This is a genomic window from Streptomyces corchorusii (genome assembly GCF_001514055.1).
Lineage (GTDB): Bacteria > Actinomycetota > Actinomycetes > Streptomycetales > Streptomycetaceae > Streptomyces > Streptomyces olivaceoviridis.
Genome location: NZ_KQ948356.1, coordinates 133,442 through 152,693, shown reverse-complemented (window position 1 = coordinate 152,693; position 19,252 = coordinate 133,442). Strand labels below are relative to the sequence as shown.

16 protein-coding genes, 1 tRNA gene and 1 pseudogene are annotated in these 19,252 nt (G+C 70.1%); 10 read left to right on the top strand and 8 right to left on the bottom strand.

What is annotated here, in order from left to right:
* Window positions 1-296 precede the first annotated feature (296 nt).
* The 4 genes and pseudogenes from AQJ11_RS16225 to AQJ11_RS51060 all read left to right on the top strand — a co-directional run.
* On the top strand, window positions 297-665 hold the full coding sequence (locus AQJ11_RS16225) for a hypothetical protein (RefSeq protein ID WP_244218265.1): 369 nt from the start codon (window positions 297-299) through the stop codon (window positions 663-665).
* The gene (locus AQJ11_RS16220) at window positions 655-4,944 is read left to right on the top strand and encodes a DUF6531 domain-containing protein (RefSeq protein WP_244218264.1); all 4,290 of its coding nucleotides are present in this window, start codon (window positions 655-657) and stop codon (window positions 4,942-4,944) included. The genes AQJ11_RS16225 and AQJ11_RS16220 overlap by 11 nt, the downstream gene beginning before the upstream one ends.
* Window positions 4,941-5,402, top strand: coding sequence for a hypothetical protein (locus AQJ11_RS16215; RefSeq protein WP_059263540.1), 462 nt, complete (start codon window positions 4,941-4,943; stop codon window positions 5,400-5,402). Before AQJ11_RS16220 ends, AQJ11_RS16215 begins: the two co-directional genes overlap by 4 nt.
* Window positions 5,403-5,411: 9 nt before the next feature.
* Window positions 5,412-5,718, top strand: a pseudogene (locus tag AQJ11_RS51060) (hypothetical protein); the annotation flags it as partial.
* A gap of 469 nt (window positions 5,719-6,187) precedes the next feature.
* Here AQJ11_RS51060 and AQJ11_RS16210 read toward each other — a convergent pair.
* The 3 genes from AQJ11_RS16210 to AQJ11_RS16200 form a co-directional block, all read right to left on the bottom strand.
* Window positions 6,188-6,261, bottom strand: a tRNA-Pro gene (locus AQJ11_RS16210).
* A gap of 66 nt (window positions 6,262-6,327) precedes the next feature.
* Window positions 6,328-7,086, bottom strand: coding sequence for a Pr6Pr family membrane protein (locus AQJ11_RS16205; RefSeq protein WP_059263539.1), 759 nt, complete (start codon window positions 7,084-7,086; stop codon window positions 6,328-6,330).
* A 166-nt stretch (window positions 7,087-7,252) separates the two neighbouring features.
* Window positions 7,253-8,179, bottom strand: coding sequence for a metallophosphoesterase (locus tag AQJ11_RS16200; RefSeq protein ID WP_041665395.1), 927 nt, complete (start codon window positions 8,177-8,179; stop codon window positions 7,253-7,255).
* A 93-nt stretch (window positions 8,180-8,272) separates the two neighbouring features.
* Here AQJ11_RS16200 and AQJ11_RS16195 point away from each other — a divergent pair, with 93 nt between their 5' ends.
* Complete coding sequence (locus tag AQJ11_RS16195) at window positions 8,273-8,740, top strand: GatB/YqeY domain-containing protein (RefSeq protein WP_014674012.1); 468 nt, start codon at window positions 8,273-8,275, stop codon at window positions 8,738-8,740.
* 172 nt (window positions 8,741-8,912) lie between these two features.
* Here the strand turns inward: AQJ11_RS16195 and AQJ11_RS16190 are convergent, their stop codons facing one another.
* Window positions 8,913-11,261: a transglycosylase domain-containing protein gene (locus AQJ11_RS16190; RefSeq protein ID WP_208616533.1), complete on the bottom strand. Its 2,349-nt coding sequence runs from the start codon at window positions 11,259-11,261 to the stop codon at window positions 8,913-8,915.
* Between the two features lie 490 nt (window positions 11,262-11,751).
* Between AQJ11_RS16190 and wblA the strand changes: the two genes are divergently transcribed.
* Window positions 11,752-12,090 (top strand): transcriptional regulator WblA, encoded by a 339-nt coding sequence (wblA, locus tag AQJ11_RS16185; protein ID WP_018547931.1) that lies wholly within the window; start codon window positions 11,752-11,754, stop codon window positions 12,088-12,090.
* A gap of 346 nt (window positions 12,091-12,436) precedes the next feature.
* Here wblA and bagB read toward each other — a convergent pair whose 3' ends face one another.
* Together bagB and bagA are read right to left on the bottom strand one after the other, a co-directional pair.
* Window positions 12,437-13,873 (bottom strand): ATPase BagB, encoded by a 1,437-nt coding sequence (gene bagB / locus AQJ11_RS16180; RefSeq protein WP_059263537.1) that lies wholly within the window; start codon window positions 13,871-13,873, stop codon window positions 12,437-12,439.
* Window positions 13,870-14,847, bottom strand: coding sequence for an ATPase BagA (gene bagA, locus AQJ11_RS16175; protein ID WP_014674016.1), 978 nt, complete (start codon window positions 14,845-14,847; stop codon window positions 13,870-13,872). Before bagA ends, bagB begins: the two co-directional genes overlap by 4 nt.
* 107 nt (window positions 14,848-14,954) lie before the next feature.
* Here bagA and sp36 point away from each other — a divergent pair, with 107 nt between their 5' ends.
* The 4 genes from sp36 to AQJ11_RS16160 all read left to right on the top strand — a co-directional run bounded on the left by sp36 (window position 14,955) and on the right by AQJ11_RS16160 (window position 17,390).
* Window positions 14,955-15,125: a Sp36 family protein gene (gene sp36, locus AQJ11_RS49800; protein WP_014674017.1), complete on the top strand. Its 171-nt coding sequence runs from the start codon at window positions 14,955-14,957 to the stop codon at window positions 15,123-15,125.
* A complete protein-coding gene (locus tag AQJ11_RS16170; RefSeq protein WP_014674018.1) occupies window positions 15,122-15,586 on the top strand; it encodes a RidA family protein in 465 nt (154 codons plus the stop codon). The genes sp36 and AQJ11_RS16170 overlap by 4 nt, the downstream gene beginning before the upstream one ends.
* Before the next feature lie 71 nt (window positions 15,587-15,657).
* Window positions 15,658-16,563, top strand: a complete 906-nt coding sequence (locus AQJ11_RS16165) for an NUDIX hydrolase (RefSeq protein ID WP_059263536.1) — start codon at window positions 15,658-15,660, stop codon at window positions 16,561-16,563.
* Window positions 16,560-17,390, top strand: a complete 831-nt coding sequence (locus AQJ11_RS16160; RefSeq protein WP_014674020.1) for an MBL fold metallo-hydrolase — start codon at window positions 16,560-16,562, stop codon at window positions 17,388-17,390. The genes AQJ11_RS16165 and AQJ11_RS16160 overlap by 4 nt, the downstream gene beginning before the upstream one ends.
* Window positions 17,391-17,420: 30 nt before the next feature.
* Here the strand turns inward: AQJ11_RS16160 and AQJ11_RS16155 are convergent, their stop codons facing one another.
* Together AQJ11_RS16155 and AQJ11_RS16150 are read right to left on the bottom strand one after the other, a co-directional pair.
* Window positions 17,421-18,236 carry a nucleotidyltransferase domain-containing protein gene (locus AQJ11_RS16155; protein ID WP_244218263.1) on the bottom strand — a complete coding sequence of 272 codons (816 nt, stop codon included), beginning with the start codon at window positions 18,234-18,236 and terminating at the stop codon, window positions 17,421-17,423.
* A gap of 68 nt (window positions 18,237-18,304) precedes the next feature.
* Window positions 18,305-18,979, bottom strand: a complete 675-nt coding sequence (locus AQJ11_RS16150) for a Crp/Fnr family transcriptional regulator (RefSeq protein ID WP_014674022.1) — start codon at window positions 18,977-18,979, stop codon at window positions 18,305-18,307.
* Between the last annotated feature and the right edge of the window lie 273 nt (window positions 18,980-19,252).

Below are 19,252 nucleotides of genomic sequence, written 5' to 3'. Positions count from 1 at the left end.
GTCTTTCCTCCTCGGCTGAGTGGCCACCGGCGGTTGGCCACGGCCGCGGCATCCAGGCATCGGCCGGCGGCTGCTTCCCCCGACGCGGGCCCCGTAGCAGCGGCGGCACCACATCGGTTCCTCGTCGCAGTCATGGGCCTCGATCGCGCTCGCGCGCCACCACGGCCAGTGGGCAGGAGGACCCGGAGACGCATACCCGACGGGCACCATTACGCGCGCGGGCTGTCGACCTGACACTCCCTTTACCCGTCTGCCCTATGGTCGGAAGCCGCATCTGCGAACCGGGGGAGGCGACAGTGACGGGGGACGGCAAGGTGCCCGGCAAGGTGCTGGACATCAAGACCGCCGACATCAAGGCGGCGGCACCGGCCTTCCAGCAGGGGGCCATCGATCTGAGCAAGGCGCTGACCACGCTGATCCAGACGCTGGACGGCCTGGGCGAGCCCTGGGGACACGACGAGCAGGGCAACGAGTTCGGCAACGCCTACAAACCGCAGCAGAAGAAGATCGAGAGCGCGGCGGGCATCCTGGTGCTCGGTCTGACGAGCATTCACGAGGCCATGGTGGACCTGTCGGACGGGCACGTGGACAACGACCAGTTGATCGCCGGCATGTTCACCCAAGTGAAGACCGGCAAGCAGAGCGACGGTGCCGGTGAGCGTTGAGGACAAGGCCCGCCACATCCTTTTGAAGCTGGGTCTGTGGTGGCCCGAGGCCGACTCCGGCAAGCTGAGGGACGCCGCGAAGGCCTGGCGTGCCTTCGCCGATTCGGTGGACGACGTGCGCGCTCCCGTGCACCGCAGCGCGTCCTCGATCATCCACAACAACACCGGTGAGTCGATCGAGGCGTTCGAGAAGTTCTGGGGCCGCTACGCCAAGGACCAGGACGGCGGCTGGCTGAGCGACCTCGCGAAGTCGTCGCGGGAGATGGCCAAGGCGCTGGAGAAGTTCGCCGACGCCATCGACGACGCGATCAACAAGCTCTGGACGCAGATCGGCATCGACGCCGCCGTGATCGCGGGCGGAGTGACGCTGGCCTTCTTCACCGCGGGCCTGGCCTCCGGGGCCGCGGTCGCGGCGGCGGACGCGGTCATCGAGTTCGGTGCCACGATGGGCATCGCCGTCACCACGACGGTGGCCGAGATCGCCGCCGGCACCCTGGTCGCCGCCGCGTTCGGCGGGGTCGAATCGGTGGCGGTCGACCTCGCCGTGGCCCAGCCGCTGAAGATGGCGACCGGTGTGCAGCACGGCTTCAGCCTGGACGAGGTCAATCAGGCCGCCAAGGACGGCATGATCTTCGGCGGTGCGCTGGGCGCGGGCGGCGGCCTGCTGAAGGCGAGCATGGAGGGCGGGCTCGCCGACACCACGCCGCTGCTGCTGCGTCCGCCGTCGCTCCGCCCCGACCTGGTGGAGCTGGGCCCGGCCGCCCGCAACGCCGAGCGCACCCCGTGCGTGGGCGAGCCGATCGACGTGGCGACCGGCGCCATGCTGATGACCCAGACGGACCTGACCCTGCCCGGCAGCCTCCCTCTGGAGTTCACCCGCACCCACCTCTCCTCCTACCGAGGCGGCGTCTGCTTCGGCCCGACCTGGATCTCCACCCTGGACGAGTGCCTCCAGATCGACGGCGAGGGCGTCGTCTTCGCCGCGGCCGACGGCATGCGCCTGGTCTATCCGGTACCGGAACCAGGCGTGCCGACCATGCCGGTGAAGGGCCCGCGCTGGCCCCTGGAGTGGGACGGCAAACCGGACGGCGCGATGACGGTCACCGACCCGGTGGCCGGCGTGACCCGCACCTTCGCCGCCCCCGTCCCCTCCCCGTCCTTCGGCGTCTTCCACCTGGCCCTCGATTCCTGGACCGACCGCAACGGCAACCGCATCGACGTCGAACGCGACGACGAGGGCATCCCGTTCGGCATCCGTCACTCCGGTGGCTACTACGTCGCCGTAGACACCCAGGGTCCACGCATCACGGCCCTGCGCCTGCTGGACGAGCCGCCGTCCCGTTACCGCCCGTCCGCCGCGCCCGGCGAGGGCACGGTCGTGATGCGCTACGGCTACGACACCGCCGGCAACCTCACGGAGATCATCAACTCCAGCGGCGAGCCCCTGCGCTTCACCTACGACTCCGAGGGCCGCGTCACCCGCTGGACCGACCGCAACGGCACCTGGTTCTCGTACGTCTACGACGACCGCGGCCGGGTCGCCCGCACCGAGGGCATCGACGGCATCCTCTCCGGCACCCTGACCTACGACGACACCACCCGCACGACGACGTACACCGACTCCCAGGGCCACACCTCGGTCCACCGGTACAACGCCGAGGGCCTCGTGGTGGAGGAGACGGACCCGCTCGGACACGTCACCCGCACGGAGTGGGACGAGTACGGCGCCGAGCCCCTCGCCGTCACCGACCCACTGGGTCACACCACGCGCTACACCTACGACGACACCGGCAACCTCACCGGCGTACTCCTCCCAGACGGCACACAGGCCCAGGCGCGGTACAACGCGCTCGGCCTGCCGACCGAGGTGATCGAGCCGGGCGGCGCTTTCTGGCAGCACACGTACGACGAGCGGGGCAACCGGCTGACGACGGTCGACCCGCTGGGCGCCGAGACACGGTACGCGTACGACGATGCGGGCCGTCCGACAGCCATCACCAATGCCCTCGGTCATACCCGTACCGTGACGTGCGACGCGGCAGGCCTGCCCCTCGCCCTGACGGATGAACTGGGCCACACGACGACGGTCCGTCGCGACTCCTTCGGCCGGGTCGTCGAGGTAACCGACCCCCTCGGCAATACCACCCGAGTGGGCTGGACGACGGAAGGGAAGCCGGCATGGCGCGAACTGACCGACGGGACGCGTGAGTCCTGGACTTGGGACGCTGAGGGCAACCTGCTCTGTCACACAGACCTCGCCGGTAAGGCGACCCACCATTCGGTGAGCCACTTCGGCGTGCCGGCCACCAGTACCGAGCCGGGCGGGGCACGGTACAGGTTCGACTACGACACAGAACTCCGTCTGACCGCCGTCACGAATCCGCAGGGCTTGACCTGGTCGTACACCTATGACGGCGCGGGCCGGTTGACAGCGGAGACGGACTTCAACGGTCGTACGCTCACCTACACGCGCGATGCCGCCGGTAACCTGACCGCGCGCACCAATGGTGCCGGACAGAGCCTGCGCTTCGTGCGAGACCCGCTCGGCCGGGTAGTGGAACAGCGCACCGACACGGATGACGTGACCACGTTCGCTTACGGCCCCGACGGCAACCTGTGCCGTGCGGTGAACGCGGATGCCGAGCTCGCACTGGAGCGTGACCCACTCGGCCGAGTGCTGTCGGAGACCGTGAACGGCCGGACGGCCACCTATGTCCTTGATGCCGTCGGTCGCCGGACCCGGCGTACGACACCTTCCGGGCTGGTCTCCGAATGGACCTACGACCTGGCGGGGCACCCGCTCACCCTGCGGTCGTCCGTGGGCGCGCTGGACTTTTCCCATGACGCTGTCGGCCGAGAGACACAGCGCAACCTCGGTACGGAGGTGTCGCTCACTCAGACGTGGACCGCAGCGGGTCTGCTGAGCGCGCAGACCCTGACCGCCAGTTCTCCTGACCACCGCCTCCTGCAGCACCGTACGTACGCGCATCGAGCGGACGGCTACCTCGTCGAGACCCGGGAGCTGACGTCCGGCACGCGCCGTTTCGTCCTGGACGACATGGGTCGCGTGACCCGTATGCGCGCTCACGGCTGGAGCGAGACCTACGCGTACGCGCCGGCGGGCCACCTGACGCACGCCGAGTCGCCCGCCCATGAGGCATCAGGTGAGCGGCAATTCGAGGGCACGCTCGTCCGTGCGGCCGGCCGCACCTCCTATGAGTACGATGGCGAGGGCCGCCTCGTACGCAGGACCCGCAAGCTCCTGAACGGCCAGAGCCGTACCTGGACCTATAGGTGGAACACCGAGGACCGCCTCACGGAAGTGATCACCCCCGACGGGATTCAGTGGCGGTACGCCTACGACCCACTCGGCCGACGCATCTGCAAGCACCGGGTCGCCGATGACGGCTCGGCGGCCGACCGTACGGTCTTCGTCTGGGATGACCTGTGCCTGGCAGAGCAGGCCACGGCAGACGGCTGGGTGACAACCTGGGACTACGCGCCGGACAGCCCTCGCCCGGTTGCTCAAACGCGCCACAAGCCGACCGCTGCAGCCGCTGACACGTCGTTCCTGGCGCAGTTGGCGGAGGAATCGGATCCCGAGTCAGGCACTCGGTTCCACGCCGTCGTCACCGATTCCATCGGCACACCCACGGAGCTGGTCTCCACGACAGGAGATCTGGTCTGGCAGCGTCGTACCAGCCTGTGGGGTACCCCTCTTCCGGCCTTGGACGAAGCAACGCCACCGGTCGACTGCCCGCTGCGTTTCCCGGGACAGTACGCCGACCCCGAGACGGGTCTGCACTACAACCTGTACCGGTACTACGACCCCGAGACGGCGCGATACATCAGCGCGGATCCGCTGGGCCTCCTCCCCGCACCCGATCACCACGCCTATGTAGCGAACCCGCTGAGCTGGAGCGACGACCTCGGTCTGGCAGGAAAGGGGCCGACGGGGCCGCAGAACCCGCTGAACTTCGGGCAGGGGTACACAGGCCGACGTGACCCCTTCCCCGTGGGAAACAAGGGAATGGACGTGGAGATCCACGTCTATGACAAGTCCATGCGGGAAGTCGGAGTCTTCAACAGTCAAGGTTGGTTCAATAAACACGGCATCAAAGCAGCGGAAGTCGAAGTTCCGCCCGCCGTGGAGAACGCCATCAAGGGTCGGATGATCTACGAGCTGCGAAAAATAGGTCGAATCGGCCCCAAGGGGACAGAAGATATCAGTGGGGACAAGTGGAGGCGACCGCCTCTTGCCGCGGAAGGTTGCAAATGAAGTACGTCACGGCCGTCTGGGATGATGGCGGGTTCTACGTCGATCCGAGGCCCTACCTGGCCGAGCTCCCCAAGTTTCGAGATCGGCTACCCGTCGGAGCCAGGGAATTCGCGTCCGATCCGGCGCATTACGCGTTGGGGTATGGAAATAGTCGCTGTGTCAAGGATCTGGAATTGTCCGGAATTCATGTTGCCACCGACAAAAGCGGAAAGATGACACTGGAGTTCGCCCCGAACCAGTGGAAGCATGATGCCGGGCTGCGCATCAGCTATTCAGGGGTGACGCACTTCTCCATCGATTATGCGCATGCCATCGACTGGATGCTGGTCGACACCGTGCTTCTCGACGAGATCCTCCCGGATGAGGGCGGGGGTTGCGTGCACGAGATCGCGCTCACCGACGCGTCGATCACCGTGCGCTGCGAGGACCTGCGAGCCACGTGGGGGGACGCGAGCTGAGGGGGTGACCGGGAGCGTCGATCAACAGGACACCAGTGCGTTGGAGTCCGGACAGACCGCGATACCTGGGTCCGCATCGAGCGACGCCTGTTCGGCAAGAGCACCAATCAGGGATGGAACGGCGCCGGACGAGTGGTGGGTGGGTTGAACGCCTCATTGGACGCGCTGATAGCGAACCTGAGGGGGCGGTTCGCCATGGCGACACCCAGACCATCAGCCAGGCCTCGGTCACCGAGTCCATCCGCGCTGCCCCTTCGACGGCTTCGAGACGACCGTCCAGCGTTGGGTGCCGGCCCACGCCGACCTTAACTGGGCCAGGCATCCAAGGGAACGCTGAAGGACATCAGGTTTGGGTCCTGCGCGCCAGTTCAACGCGAAGCGGTACGCCCTCGGGGGTGGATCAACGCAGCCAGGGCAGATCGCCGAGGCAGGCACCCGCATGCAGCCCTGTCGGCCTTCTCGTGGCCGGACCGTGCGGTGAACCGCACAGCCATGACGTGCCTCCTGTCCGTCGGGGCGATGACGTCGCCGCCCCGCTGCAACGGTAGCCTGCATGACGCTGTCGGCCTCCGCGAATCAGGCTTTTGGCTGCGGGTTCAGGCGGTGGACGAGGTTCTGGACCGCGTCGCGTGGTCTCTGCAGTGCTCTTCCTGCCGGACTCGCAAGCGCCGGTCCGACGTGAGCTTGTCCACCGGAACCGCCAGCTACCGGCCCTGGCCCCGGCACGCAAAAACAGATCAGCCACCTCCCAACGTTGGGAGGTGGCTGATCTGCTGTTGCGGCTGTCGGGGTGGCGGGATTTGAACCCACGACCTCTTCGTCCCGAACGAAGCGCGCTGCCAAGCTGCGCTACACCCCGGTGTCGCTGCTTCTCGCGGCGACGACGTTTACTTTAGCCCACCGGTGGCTGTAGACGAAATCCGGTTCAGGCGGGGTGGCGGACCGGGGTCGGGCGGGTGTGGTCGAGGGCCACCAGGAGGACGGCCAGGGCGTAGATCGCGAGGCCGATGAGGAGGGCGTTGGCCAGGGTGCTGCGGTAGCCGTGGGTCGCCACGTCCAGGAAGGGATAGAGGTACCGGGACGGGCTGGTCGGCGGCAGGAACGCGGGCCTCGTGAGGGAGAAGACCAGGTAGGCCAGGGGGTAGAGGAGCCAGGCCGCGGTCTGGCGCAGGTGCAGGCGGGCCGCGGGGGTCAGGAGGAGCCAGTCCAGCAGGGCCGCCACCGGGACCAGGAGGTGGAGGACCTGGAGAGCCGCCCACTGGGCGTGCCAGCGCTCCGGGGGTGCCGTCGCTCCGGTCATGGAGAACGGGGGCGTCGTGTGGGCCAGGAGCAGGTGGTAGACCAGGGCCGAGGTCAGGATGTAGAGGAGTGTGGCGCCTGTCACGGCCGACGGGAGCGGGCGGCGGGCCCTCCAGGCCCTCGACGCGGACAGGAGCATCACCACGGTCAGCAGGATGCCGGTCTGGACGCTGAAGTAGCTCAGGATGTGGGCCGGGGGACCCAGTAGGAGTTCCAGCCCGACGCCGGCAGCCGCCGCCACGGCGGTCACCAGGCGGAACACCGCGGCCCGGGGGCGGCGGACCGGGGCCACCACCGCCGTGGCCGGGACCGGGGCGGGCAGCAGCAGGGGTGGGGCCGGGACCGCGGGCAGGTCCGGGATCTCCCTGGGTATCGGGGCGGTCATGCCCTCACGCTAGGAGTGGGGGAGGGGGGCGGCCATGTGGACGCGTCCGTATGGGGGAGGGCGGGGAGGGGGCGCAGGGGACGGGTGTCGTGCGGTGCCCCTCGCTCCTTGCCTCTCCCCCCTCCCCTTACTCCTCGCCCCTGGCCCCCTCGCCCCCGTTACTCCTTTACTCCCTCCCCACCAGCGTCAGCAGCGTCGCCTCCGGTGGGCAGGCGAAGCGGACCGGGGTGTAGCGGCTGGTGCCGCAGCCCGCCGAGACGTGGAGGTAGGAGGTGTTCCCCTCCGCCGTGTGCGTGGAGAGGCCCTTCACGCGGTCCGTGTCCAGGTCGCAGTTGGTGACCAGGGCGCCGTAGAAGGGGATGCACAGCTGGCCGCCGTGGGTGTGGCCGGCCAGGATCAGGGGATAGGCGTCCGCCGTGAACGCGTCCAGGACCCGCAGGTACGGCGCGTGGACCACGCCGAGCGAGAAGTCGTACGACCCGGAGGGGCCGCCGGCCACCTGGGCGTAACGGTCGCGCTTGATGTGCGGGTCGTCCAGGCCCGTCAGCTCGATCGAGACGCCCTCGACCTTCAGCACGCCCCGCGTGTTCGTCAGGTTCAGCCAGCCCGCCTCGTCGAAGCCGTCCCGCAGGTCCTGCCACGGGTTGTGGATCGCGCCGACCACCGGCGGGTTGCCGTTCAGGCCGTGCCGGCCGCTCGTCTTCTCCAGCAGGTAGCGGGCGGGGTTGCGGGGCCTGGGGCCGTAGTAGTCGTTGGAGCCGAAGACGTACGCGCCCGGGAACTCCATCAGCGGGCCCAGTGCGTCCATGACCTCGGGGACGCCCTCGGGGTCCGACAGGTTGTCGCCCGTGTTGATCACGAAGTCGGGGCGCAGTCCGGCCAGCGACCGCAGCCAGCGCTGCTTCTTGCGCTGCCCGCTCACCATGTGGATGTCGGAGACCTGGAGCACACGCAGCGGGCGCATGCCCGGGGGGAGGACAGGGACGGTGACCCGTCGGAGGCGGAAGGAACGGGCCTCGAAGCCCGCCGCATAGACCAGGCCGGCGGCGCCGGCCGCCACGATTCCCAGGGGGATTCCGTATCGCGCGCGCATGTGCCCATCGTGTCAGACGCGTTGACCGTGGTGAGACCGGCCGCCCGGTAAATCGGCGGGCGTGCCGGGCGGTACACCTGCGACAATCGGGCCATGACCACCACGCTCAAGTCGAAGCTGCACGACGACCTCAACGCCGCGATCAAGGCGCGCGACGAGCTCCGCTCCTCGACCCTCCGGCTGACGCTCGCCGCGATCACCAAGGAGGAGGTCGCGGGCAAGGAGAAGCGTGAGCTCTCCGACGACGAGGTGCTGAAGGTGATCACCCGCGAGGCCAAGAAGCGCCGTGAGGCCGCCGACGCCTTCGCGCAGGGCGGCCGTGCCGAGCAGGCCGAGCGGGAGAAGGCGGAGGGCGAGGTGCTCGCCGAGTACCTGCCCAAGCAGCTGTCCGACGAGGAGCTGAACGCGATCGTCGCCCAGGCCGTGGAGGAGGCGAAGGCGGCCGGTGCCGAGGGGCCGCGGGCCATGGGCGCCGTCATGAAGATCGTGAACCCGAAGGTGGCCGGCCAGGCCGAGGGCGGCCGGGTCGCCGCCGCGGTGAAGAAGCTCCTACAGGGCTGAGCGACGACTGGTCCGGGGCTGAGCGACTGGTTCCGGGCTGAGCGACTGGTTCCGGGCTGAGAGGCCGCTTCGGCGGTGAGAGGCCGTTTCACGTCAGCGGGGCCGCACCCGTCACACAGGTGCGGCCCCGCTGTCGTACGTCGTACGTCGTACGGCAGACCGGTGACGGTGGCTACCTTCGCCCGCCCCCGTGCCCGTTCCCGCCCCCGTGGTTCCCGCCGTTCACCTGGCCCTGGATGAAGTTACCGGGGACGGAGATGGTCGGCGTCGGGAACGTGCCGCCGAGGGTGCCGCCGGTCGCGTCACCGGTGCTGCCGTCCGTCGCTCCCCCGTCCGTCGGGCCGCCGATCAGTCCGCCGATCAGCCGTCCCGTCGTGTCCCCGTTGTTGCCGTCCTCCGTCCCCCCGTCGCCTTTTCCCGGATCATCACCACCGTCGTGGGTGTCGTCGGGGATGTCGACCAGATGGAAGTCCTCGACGGGTTTGTCCTCCAGCGCGCCGCTCATCATGTCGCGCCAGATCGGGCCCGGGACCTCACCGCCGTAGACCTTGTCGTGCGGGACGCCGCCGATGGTGATGTTGGTCATCTTCCGCTTGTGCTGCGGGTCGCCGACCCAGACCGCGCCCGCCATGTTCGGGGTGTAGCCGACGAACCAGGCGGCGAAGCGCTCGTCCGTGGTACCCGTCTTGCCCGCGCTCGGGCGGCTGCCGAGACCGGCCTCCTGACCCGTGCCGTCCTCGACCACGCCCTTCAGGAGCGTGCTGACCGTGTCGGCGGTCTTCTCCGACATCGCCCGCGAGCAGGTCGACTTCGGCACCGGCAGGGACTTCCGCTCGCTGCCGACCTTCTTGGTGACCGACTCGATGGCGATCGGCGTGCAGTACATCCCGCGCGAGGCGAAGGTGGCGTACGCGTTCGCCATCGTCAGCGGGGACATCTCCTGGGTGCCGAGCGCGATGGACGGGGCCTGCGTGATCTTGCGGCCGTCCGCGCGCTGCACGCCCATCTGCTTGGCCATGTCGATGACCGGGCAGATGCCGATGTCGCTGATCAGCTGCACGTAGTAGGTGTTGACCGACTTGGCGGTCGCTTCCTTCATGGCGTACGGACCGTGCTCGGACTCGTTCTCGTTGGTCAGCTTGGTGGGCTTGTTCGGGTCGTCGCGCCAGGTCTTGCCGTCGCACGCCGAGACCGGGCTCGGATACGTCATCTCGTACGGCGACGAGTACTCCTGCGTCGGGGGCTTGCCCCCCTCGATGGCCGCCGCGGCGACGATCGGCTTGAACGTGGAACCGGGCTGGTAGCCGGCGCCGCCGCCCATGTCGCCGTTGACCGACAGGTTGATCGTCGTCTCGTCGTTCTTGACGTTGACGCCGTACGGGCGGGACTGGCCCATGGCGAGGATCTTGCCGGTGCCGGGCTCGACGATGGTCGCGGCGGTCGCCACCGCGTCGCTCTTGTAGACGTGGTCCTTGATGGACGCCTGCGCGGACTGCTGGGCCTGCGGGTCGAGCGTCGTACGGATCGTCAGGCCGCCCCGGTTCCAGAGCTTGGCCCGGGCCTCCTTGGTCTTGCCGAAGACCGGGTCGGTGAGGACGACCTGGCGGACGTAGTCACAGAAGAAGCCGGCGCCCTTCACCGCGGTGATGCAGCCGTTCTTGGGGCGGCTGGTGTGCAGGCCGAGCGGCTTTCCCTTGGCCTGGTCGGCCTCCTTCTGGGAGATGTCGCCGACCTCCGCCATGCGCTGCAGGACGGTGTTGCGCCGCTTGGTGGCCTCCGCCTCGTCGTTCACCGGGTCGTAGCGGCTCGGGGACTGCACGATGCCGGCCAGCAGGGCCGACTCCTGGAGGTTCAGGTCCTTGGCGTGCTTGGAGAAGTAGCGCTGGGAGGCGGCCTCGACGCCGTAGGCCTGCTCGCCGAAGAAGGTGATGTTCAGGTAGTTCTCAAGGATCTTCTTCTTGCCGAGCTTGTCCTCGATCTGGATCGCGTACTTCAGCTCGCGGATCTTGCGGCCCAGGGTCTGCTGGGTGGCCTCGGCGACCTTCGTCGGGTCGTCGCCGGCCTCCTCGATGAAGTAGTTCTTCACCAGCTGCTGGGTGAGCGTGGAGGCGCCCTGGGCGACCCCGCCCTCCTGCGCGTTCTTGTTCAGGGCGCGCAGTACGCCCTTGAGGTCGACGGCGCCGTGCTTGTAGAAGCGCGAGTCCTCGATCGCGACGATCGCCTTCTGCATGTACGGCGAGATGTCCTTGAGGTCGACCACCGTACGGTCGCGGGAGTAGACGGTCGCGATCTGTTTGCCCTGGTTGTCCAGGATCGTCGTGCGCTGGCTCAGCTGGGGGCTCTTCAGATTGGCCGGGATCTCGTCGAAGCCCTGGACCGAGCCCTTGGCCGCGAGGCCGAGCGCGCCGGCAGCGGGCAGCGCGATGCCCGCCATCACGGCTCCGGCGAGCACACTGACACCGAGGAACTTGGCGGCCTGCTGCATGGGCGACAGACCGCCGCCCGGGCGCTTCTTTGGCATGGGGGCAGCCTAATCCGTACTGTTGAGCGTTCCTAAGGAGCGACCGCATCACGGCACGGCAAAGCGGGGGGTCTGCGTTCCCATTCGCCGGACACGCGCGCAGGCCTTGGCCTAAGCTGCTCTCGACTGTCACAGCTGAGCGGTCACCCAGCTATACGTCCGGCGCACCCGAATCGTTCCGGCCGTAGCCCGAACTTCCCAGGGACGGGTCCGTTTCCTGAGGAGGCCGAGCCCGATTCCGCCTCGTGTGTCATCTGACGCCCGGTGTGACGTACCGCGACTGTCCCGGTTTGCCGGGATGGTCACGTATGTCGCCAGCTCACTCCCGCGGGTGATCTGCCGCTTACCCATAGTCCGTTCGGGCCATTCAAGATTGGGCCCGCAGGGGGTGTTGCGCTGTCCCCACCTTCCGTAACGTCCTCAACTGGCGGCGGTGAATATGCCGCTGCCGCCGTGGGGGAGCCTCGATTCGGGAGAGGACGGCGCCGGTATGGGCTGGGTAACCGACTGGAGTGCGCAGGCTGCCTGCCGCACTACCGATCCGGATGAACTGTTCGTTCAGGGAGCAGCGCAGAACAGGGCCAAGGCGGTGTGCACCGGATGCCCGGTACGCACAGAATGCCTGGCGGACGCGCTGGACAACCGCGTCGAGTTCGGCGTGTGGGGAGGCATGACGGAGCGTGAGCGCCGCGCACTGCTGCGCCGGCGGCCCACCGTGACCTCCTGGCGGAGGCTGCTGGAAACCGCACGCTCGGAGTACGAGCGGGGCGCGGGAATCGTCCCCCTCGACAACGACGAGGTGTACGAGAACTACGCGGCGGTGAGCTGAGGGCATCCCCTGGGGGCATACCCCTCGGGCATCCCGTCCGGGTATCCCGCTCGGGCAACTCCCTGGGACACGCTCCTGGAGCACATCGCGGGCACATGGTCCGGCGACGGGTACCTGCCCCATGGGCATATGCCCGACGGGCACATGGTCGGGGAGGACCGCTTCAGCAGCCGCCCGCGTGCACCCGCGTGCCTCTTCCGCGCGCGCGTGTGCGGAGCCTGGCGCGTGTGACGGCGCACGACCGCCGTTGCCGTGGTCTGCCGCGTCCTGCGGTCCGCCGCGCACCTGTGGTCTGCCGCGCACCTGTCGTCCCGCCCAGGTGCCCCCAGGTCTACGTGCGTTCGGCCTACGTGCGCTCGGCCGGCGTGTGTTTCGGCCGCCCGGCCGCCAGGCGGTCACCGATGTCGCGCAGGCCCGCGAGGTCATGGACGTCGCCGGGCAGCGCGGGTACCTCGACCACCGCCACCTCGGGGTGGCGGGCGGTGAAACGGTCACGCGTGCGCTGCTCGCGCGAGAGCAACTGCATGCGGTCGGCGTGTAGCCTCAGCAGTCCCGCGGTGAGCCGGTCGACGGAGCGCTCCGTGTCGGCGGGGGAGCCTTCTGCGGAAGCGGTGGCTGCGGTCTCAGATGCGGGTTGTGCTGCGGCCTCGGCCGCGGTCTCGGCTGCGGGTCGTGCCGCGGTCTCGGTCGCGGGACGTGCCGTTGCCTCGGCCGCGTGTGTTCCTGAACTGCCGTACGCGTCGGGAGAGTTACGAAGTCCAGCTTTCCCGTCCCCCTGATCCACAATGCGGGGGTCCTCAAGATTTTCCGCGGCGGCGAGCGCCCGCTCGGCCGACAGCCGTCCGGCGCCGCTGCCATGGACCCGGTTGAGCACCAGGCCCATCAGCGGCATGTCCTCCGCGGCCAGCCGCTCCACGAAGTACGCGGCTTCGCGCAGGGCGTCCCGCTCCGGCGCCGCCACCACCAGGAACGCGGTGCCGGGCGCCTGGAGCAGCTTGTAGGTGGCGTCCGCGCGCGTGCGGAAGCCACCGAAGGTGGTGTCCATCGCGGCCACGAACGTCTGCACGTCCTTCAGCAGCTGACCGCCCAGCAGCTTGCCCAGCGTGCCGGTCATCATCGACATGCCGACGTTGAGGAAGGCCATCCCCGCGCGACCGCCCAGCTTGGCGGGGGCGGTCAGCAGCCGGATGAGCCGGCCGTCCAGGAAGGAGCCGAGCCGCTTGGGCGCGTCCAGGAAGTCCAGCGCCGAGCGGGAGGGCGGGGTGTCGACCACGATCAGGTCCCACTCGTCCTTCGCCCGCAGCTGGCCCAGCTTCTCCATCGCCATGTACTCCTGCGTGCCCGCGAAGCCCGCCGAGAGCGACTGGTAGAAGGGGTTCGCCAGGATCGCGGCGGCCCGCTCCCGGTCCGCGTGCGCCTCCACGACCTCGTCGAAGGTGCGCTTCATGTCGAGCATCATGGCGTGCAGCTCGCCGCCGCCCTCCGTGCCCTTCACCCTGCGCGGCACGTTGTCGAGGGAGTCGATGCCCATCGACTGGGCCAGCCGCTTGGCCGGGTCGATGGTCAGCACGACCACCTTGCGGCCCCGTTCCGCCGCCCGGAGCCCGAGGGCGGCCGCGGTCGTCGTCTTGCCGACCCCGCCCGCGCCGCAGCACACCACGATCCGCGTCTTCGGGTCGTCGAGCAGCGGATCGACGTCCAGCACGCGCGCGGGGGAGAGCCGCGGGCGTGCCGCGTCCTGGTGGGGGGCGGCGTCCTGCGCCTCGGCCGGGTCCGCACTCATGACAACCCCTGCTTCCGCAGCTCGGTGGCGAGTTCGTACAGGCCCGCGAGGTCCATGCCCTCGGCGAGCAGCGGCAGTTCGTGCAGCGGCAGGTCCAGCTCGCCGAGGACCGCGCGCTGCTCCTGCTCCAGCGCGTACCGCTCGGCGTACTCCGCGGCCTGGTCCAGCAGCGGGTCCACCAGCTTCTCGGCGTTCCCGCCGCGCCGGGCCCCGCCCAGACCGGCCGCCGAGAGCGCCTGTGCGACCGATGAACGCTCCACGGTCCGTACGAGTTCCAGATCGGCGGCGTCCAACACCTCCGGCCGGACCATGTTCACGATGACCCGGCCCACCGGCAGCCGTGCCGCGCGCAGCTCCGCGATGCCGTCGGCGGTCTCCTGGACCGGCATCTCCTCCAGCAGGGTCACCAGGTGCACGGCCGTCTCCGGCGACTTCAGCACCCGCATGACGGCCTGCGCCTGATTGTGTATCGGGCCGATCTTCGCGAGGCCCGCCACCTCGTCGTTGACGTTCAGGAAGCGGGTGATGCGGCCGGTCGGCGGGGCGTCCATGACGACGTAGTCGTAGGCGAACCTGCCCGACCTGTCCTTGCGGCGCACCGCCTCGCACGCCTTGCCGGTCAGCAGGACGTCCCTGAGGCCGGGCGCGATGGTGGTGGCGAAGTCGATCGCGCCCAGCTTCTTCAGCGCCCGGCCCGCGCCGCCGAGCTTGTAGAACATCTGGAGATAGTCCAGAAGGGCCAGTTCCGGATCGATGGCGAGGGCGTACACCTCGCCGCCGCCCGGAGCGACCGCGATCTTCCGCTCCTCGTACGGAAGTGCCTCCGTCTCGAAGAGCTGCGCGATGCCCTGCCGGCCCTCGACCTCCACGAGAAGCGTCCGCTTCCCCTCGGTGGCGAGGGCCAGCGCGAGTGCGGCGGCGACCGTCGTCTTTCCGGTCCCGCCCTTGCCGCTGACGACCTGGAGCCTGCTCACATCTTCGAGACTAACCAGTCCGGGCGAAACTCACGCGGGAGGCTGTGGATAACGGAGGCCGTGGTGGGCCGCCGGACCCTCCGGTCACAGCGGCTACAGTCGCCCCCATGACCAAGAAGTGGGAATACCAGACCGTGCCGCTGCTGATCCACGCCACGAAGCAGATCCTGGACAGCTGGGGCGACCAGGGCTACGAGCTCGTCCAGGTCGTGCCCGGTCCCAACCCGGAGTCGCTCGTCGCGTACCTGAAGCGGGAGAAGCCGGAGGCGGACGCGTGAGCGCGGTCGAGGCCAAGCTGGCCGAACTGGGTCTGACCCTGCCGGACGTCGTACCGCCGCTGGCCGCGTACCAGCCGGCCGTGCGGTCGGGGGTGTACGTCTACACCGCCGGCCAGCTGCCGATGGTCGAGGGCAAGCTGCCGGTCACCGGCAAGGTGGGCGCCGAGGTCACCGCGGAGGAGGCCAAGGAGCTGGCCCGCACCTGCGCGCTGAACGCGCTCGCCGCCGTGAAGTCCGTCGTCGGCGACCTGGACCGCATCGCGCGCGTGGTGAAGGTCGTCGGCTTCGTCGCCTCGGCGGCCGACTTCACCGGGCAGCCCGGTGTCGTCAACGGCGCCAGCGAACTGCTCGGTGAGGTGCTCGGCGAGAAGGGCGTGCACGCCCGCAGCGCGGTCGGCGTCGCGGTGCTGCCGCTGGACGCGCCCGTCGAGGTGGAGATCCAGGTCGAGCTGGACCGCTAGGCCGCCCCGGGCAGGCCCGCTGACCTCGGGTACCTCTCGAACATTCGCCCTACACGGGATAGCCTCCGGCCATGGCGAACGGTCAGTGGTACCCCCCGGAGTGGCCCGACCGCATCCGCGCCCTCGCGGACGGCACCCTCACCCCGGTGACCCCGAGGCGCGCGGCCACGGTGCTGCTCCTGAAGGACACCCCGGACGGGCCGGTCGTCCACATGCTGCGCAGACGCGCCTCCATGGCCTTCGCCGGAGGCGCGTACGCGTATCCCGGGGGCGGTGTCGACCCGCGGGACGACGACCGTCAGATCCGCTGGGCGGGCCCCGCGCGCGCGTGGTGGGCGGAACGGCTCGGCGTCGACGCGGCGGGCGCCCAGGCGATCGTCTGCGCGGCCGTGCGGGAGACCTACGAGGAGGCCGGCGTCCTGCTGGCCGGGCCCGACCCGGACTCGGTCGTCGGCGACACCACCGGCGACGACTGGGAGGCCGACCGCGCCGCCCTGGTCGCGCGCGAGCTGTCCTTCGCCGAGTTCCTCGACCGGCGCGGCCTGGTGCTGCGCTCGGACCTGCTGGGCGCCTGGACCCGGTGGATCACTCCGGAGTTCGAGGCCCGCCGCTACGACACCTGGTTCTTCGTGGCCGCCCTCCCCGAGGGGCAGCGCACCCGGAACGCCTCCACGGAGGCCGACCGCACGGTGTGGATCCGCCCCGAGGAGGCCGCCGCCGGGTACGACAAGGGCGAGCTGCTGATGATGCCGCCCACCGTCGCCACCCTGCGCCAGCTGCTCCCGTACGGCAGCGCCGCCGAGGCGCTGGCCGCCGCTCCCGCGCGCGACATGACCCCGGTGCTGGCCCGGGCCCGCCTCCAGGACGGCGAGATCGTCCTCTCCTGGCCCGGGCACGACGAGTTCACCAAGCACGTCCCGACCGCTCCGACGCCCGCTGAGACGACCGCTGACACGACCGGTGGAGGCCCCGCATGACCGACGCAGCAGCCCTGCCGGGCCAGCCCCGGGGCGGAGTGCTCTCGGGCCCGGCCACCGAACGGGCCGTCAACGTGCTGGCGCCCAACGCCTCCGCGATGACCCTGGACGGCACCAACACCTGGATCGTCGCCGAGCCCGACTCCGACCTGGCCGTGGTGATCGACCCCGGGCCGCTGGACGACGGTCACCTGCGCAACGTCGTGGACACGGCCGAGAAGGCGGGCAAGCGCATAGCCCTGACCCTGCTCACCCACGGCCATCCCGACCACGCCGAGGGCGCCGTCCGCTTCGCCGAACTGACCGCCACGCGCGTGCGTGCCCTCGATCCGGGCCTGCGGCTGGGCGACGAGGGGCTGGCCGCCGGAGACGTCATCACCGTCGGCGGCCTGGAGCTGAGGGTCGTACCGACCCCCGGGCACACCGCGGACTCGCTGTCCTTCCACCTCCCGGCCGACCGGGCGGTGCTGACCGGCGACACCGTCCTCGGACGCGGCACGACGGTCGTGGCACACCCCGACGGCCGGCTCGGCGACTATCTGGACTCCCTGCGCCGCCTGCGGTCCCTGACGGTGGACGACGGCGTGCACACCGTCCTGCCGGGTCACGGACCGGTCCTCGACGACGCCCAGGGCGCCGTCGAGTTCTACCTCGCCCACCGCGCCCACCGGCTCGCCCAGGTGGAGACCGCGGTCGAGAACGGCTACCAGACCCCGGCCCAGGTCGTCGCCCATGTGTACGCCGACGTCGACCGCTCGCTGTGGCCGGCGGCGGAACTCTCGGTCCGGGCCCAGCTGGACTACCTCAGCGAACACGGGCTGATCTAGTCCACGCGACGCCGACGGCGGCAGGACCTACTAGTCCGGTCGCGGGGCCTTCACGCCGTGCACGCGCGTGTACTCCGTCGCGAGCCAGGGGCCCAGGTCGTCGACGTACGCCCGCAGGACGTCCGGGTCGCCGACCGGTTCACAGCCGTACCCGGCCGCCGTGCGCAGCTGTGCGGCCCGCCGCGGGTAGTAGGCGCCGAACACCTCGGCCATCTCGCGCAGATCGCTGGTCCAGCCCTGCCAGCGGGGCATGACGAGCGTGAAGGCGGTGCGGACGAGATGCCGGGACATGAAGCGCACGAGCGGCCGGCGGGCCTCCTCGGTGTCCTCCGTCCCGGCGATCCGTTCCCGCCAGCGCGGCAGCCACCGGGCGAGGTCGCCGTTGGTCTCGCGGGCCAGCAGGGAGTCGGGGCGGTAGCGGGGCAGGTGCGCGGCGAGGTCGTCGCCGAGCAGCGGGGTGCACAGGCAGGCGACGAACCAGCCCATGTCATGGCGCTCCAGGTCGCTCAGCAGCCGCTCCCGGCCGTAGAGCAGCGTGCCGACGCCGTCGATCTGCGGGAACTCTAGGTCGACCGTCTCCCCGAGGACGCGTACGGCGGCCCGGTCGGCGTCGGTCGGCTCCTCGCGCAGGGCGATCAGGAGGTCCAGGTCGCTGCGCCCCACGCGCGCGGTGCCGCGCGGGACCGACCCGTAGAGGTAGGCGCTGTGCAGGCGGGTGCCGAAGACGGCCGGCAGCCGGGCCTGGACGGCGGCCACGACCGGGCGGAAGGCGGGCCGCACGCGCGCGAGGGAGCCTTCGCGGACGAAGCGGCCCTGGGCGTCGAGGCCACCGGGGGCGGGGAGCACGGTCCTGGACCTACTGTGCCGTCCGCCCACGCTCCGGGCAGCCGGGTTTTCCGGCGGCCGGTCCTGCGTCAGCGCGACCGCTTCGCCAGCCTCTCCACGTCCAGCAGGATCACGGCCCGCGCCTCCAGGCGGAGCCAGCCGCGCTGGGCGAAGTCCGCCAGCGCCTTGTTCACGGTCTCGCGGGAGGCGCCGACCAGCTGGGCCAGCTCCTCCTGGGTGAGGTCGTGGACGACGTGGATGCCCTCCTCGGACTGCACGCCGAAGCGGCGGGAGAGGTCCAGCAGGGCGCGCGCCACGCGGCCGGGGACGTCCGAGAAGACCAGGTCGGACATGGCGTCGTTGGTCTTGCGCAGGCGGCGGGCGACGGCGCGCAGCAGGGCGCCGGCGACCTCGGGCCGGGCGTTCAGCCAGGGCTGGAGGTCGCCGTGGCCGAGACCGAGCAGCTTGACCTCGGTCAGCGCGGTCGCGGTGGCCGTGCGGGGGCCCGGGTCGAACAGCGACAGCTCGCCGATCAGCTCGCCGGGGCCGACGACGGCGAGCATGTTCTCGCGGCCGTCCGGGGAGGTGCGGTGCAGCTTGACCTTGCCCTCGGTGACGACGTACAGCCGGTCCCCGGGGTCGCCCTCGTGGAACAGGGAGTCGCCGCGTGCGAGGGTCACCTCACTCATGGAGGCGCGAAGCTCCGCGGCCTGCTCGTCGTCGAGAGCCGCGAAGAGCGGGTTGCGCCGCAGAACGTCGTCCACGAGTTCTCTCCTTGTCGACCTGCTCAGGGGATCTTGCTCCCCTGTGTGCCAGGGGTCCGTGTTCCCCATTTTGCCGGACGGTCCAAACAGTGTGATCTGTCACAAGGATGCCGCACAGGTGGCCCGGGGTAAGCGTCAGGGGTCCGATCGGGGGCCGCTCAGCGGGCTCCGGCGCGGATGTCGGTGCCGGGCTTTAGGCTGGCCGGGTGTCCAAATCGCCGGTGAGAGCACAGGGCAAGGGGGCTGGGCGGGTGGTTGCGCGTCATGATTCCG

Bases quoted from the DNA above. Each gene is read 5' to 3' on its own strand.
- AQJ11_RS16215 (WP_059263540.1), top strand. From the start codon at position 4,941: ATGAAGTACGTCACGGCCGTCTGGGATGATGGCGGGTTCTACGTCGAT.
- AQJ11_RS16205 (WP_059263539.1), bottom strand. From the start codon at position 7,086: ATGACCGCCCCGATACCCAGGGAGATCCCGGACCTGCCCGCGGTCCCG.
- AQJ11_RS16200 (WP_041665395.1), bottom strand. From the start codon at position 8,179: ATGCGCGCGCGATACGGAATCCCCCTGGGAATCGTGGCGGCCGGCGCC.
- AQJ11_RS16195 (WP_014674012.1), top strand. From the start codon at position 8,273: ATGACCACCACGCTCAAGTCGAAGCTGCACGACGACCTCAACGCCGCG.
- AQJ11_RS16190 (WP_208616533.1), bottom strand. From the start codon at position 11,261: ATGCCAAAGAAGCGCCCGGGCGGCGGTCTGTCGCCCATGCAGCAGGCC.
- wblA (WP_018547931.1), top strand. From the start codon at position 11,752: ATGGGCTGGGTAACCGACTGGAGTGCGCAGGCTGCCTGCCGCACTACC.
- bagB (WP_059263537.1), bottom strand. From the start codon at position 13,873: ATGAGTGCGGACCCGGCCGAGGCGCAGGACGCCGCCCCCCACCAGGAC.
- sp36 (WP_014674017.1), top strand. From the start codon at position 14,955: ATGACCAAGAAGTGGGAATACCAGACCGTGCCGCTGCTGATCCACGCC.
- AQJ11_RS16165 (WP_059263536.1), top strand. From the start codon at position 15,658: ATGGCGAACGGTCAGTGGTACCCCCCGGAGTGGCCCGACCGCATCCGC.
- AQJ11_RS16160 (WP_014674020.1), top strand. From the start codon at position 16,560: ATGACCGACGCAGCAGCCCTGCCGGGCCAGCCCCGGGGCGGAGTGCTC.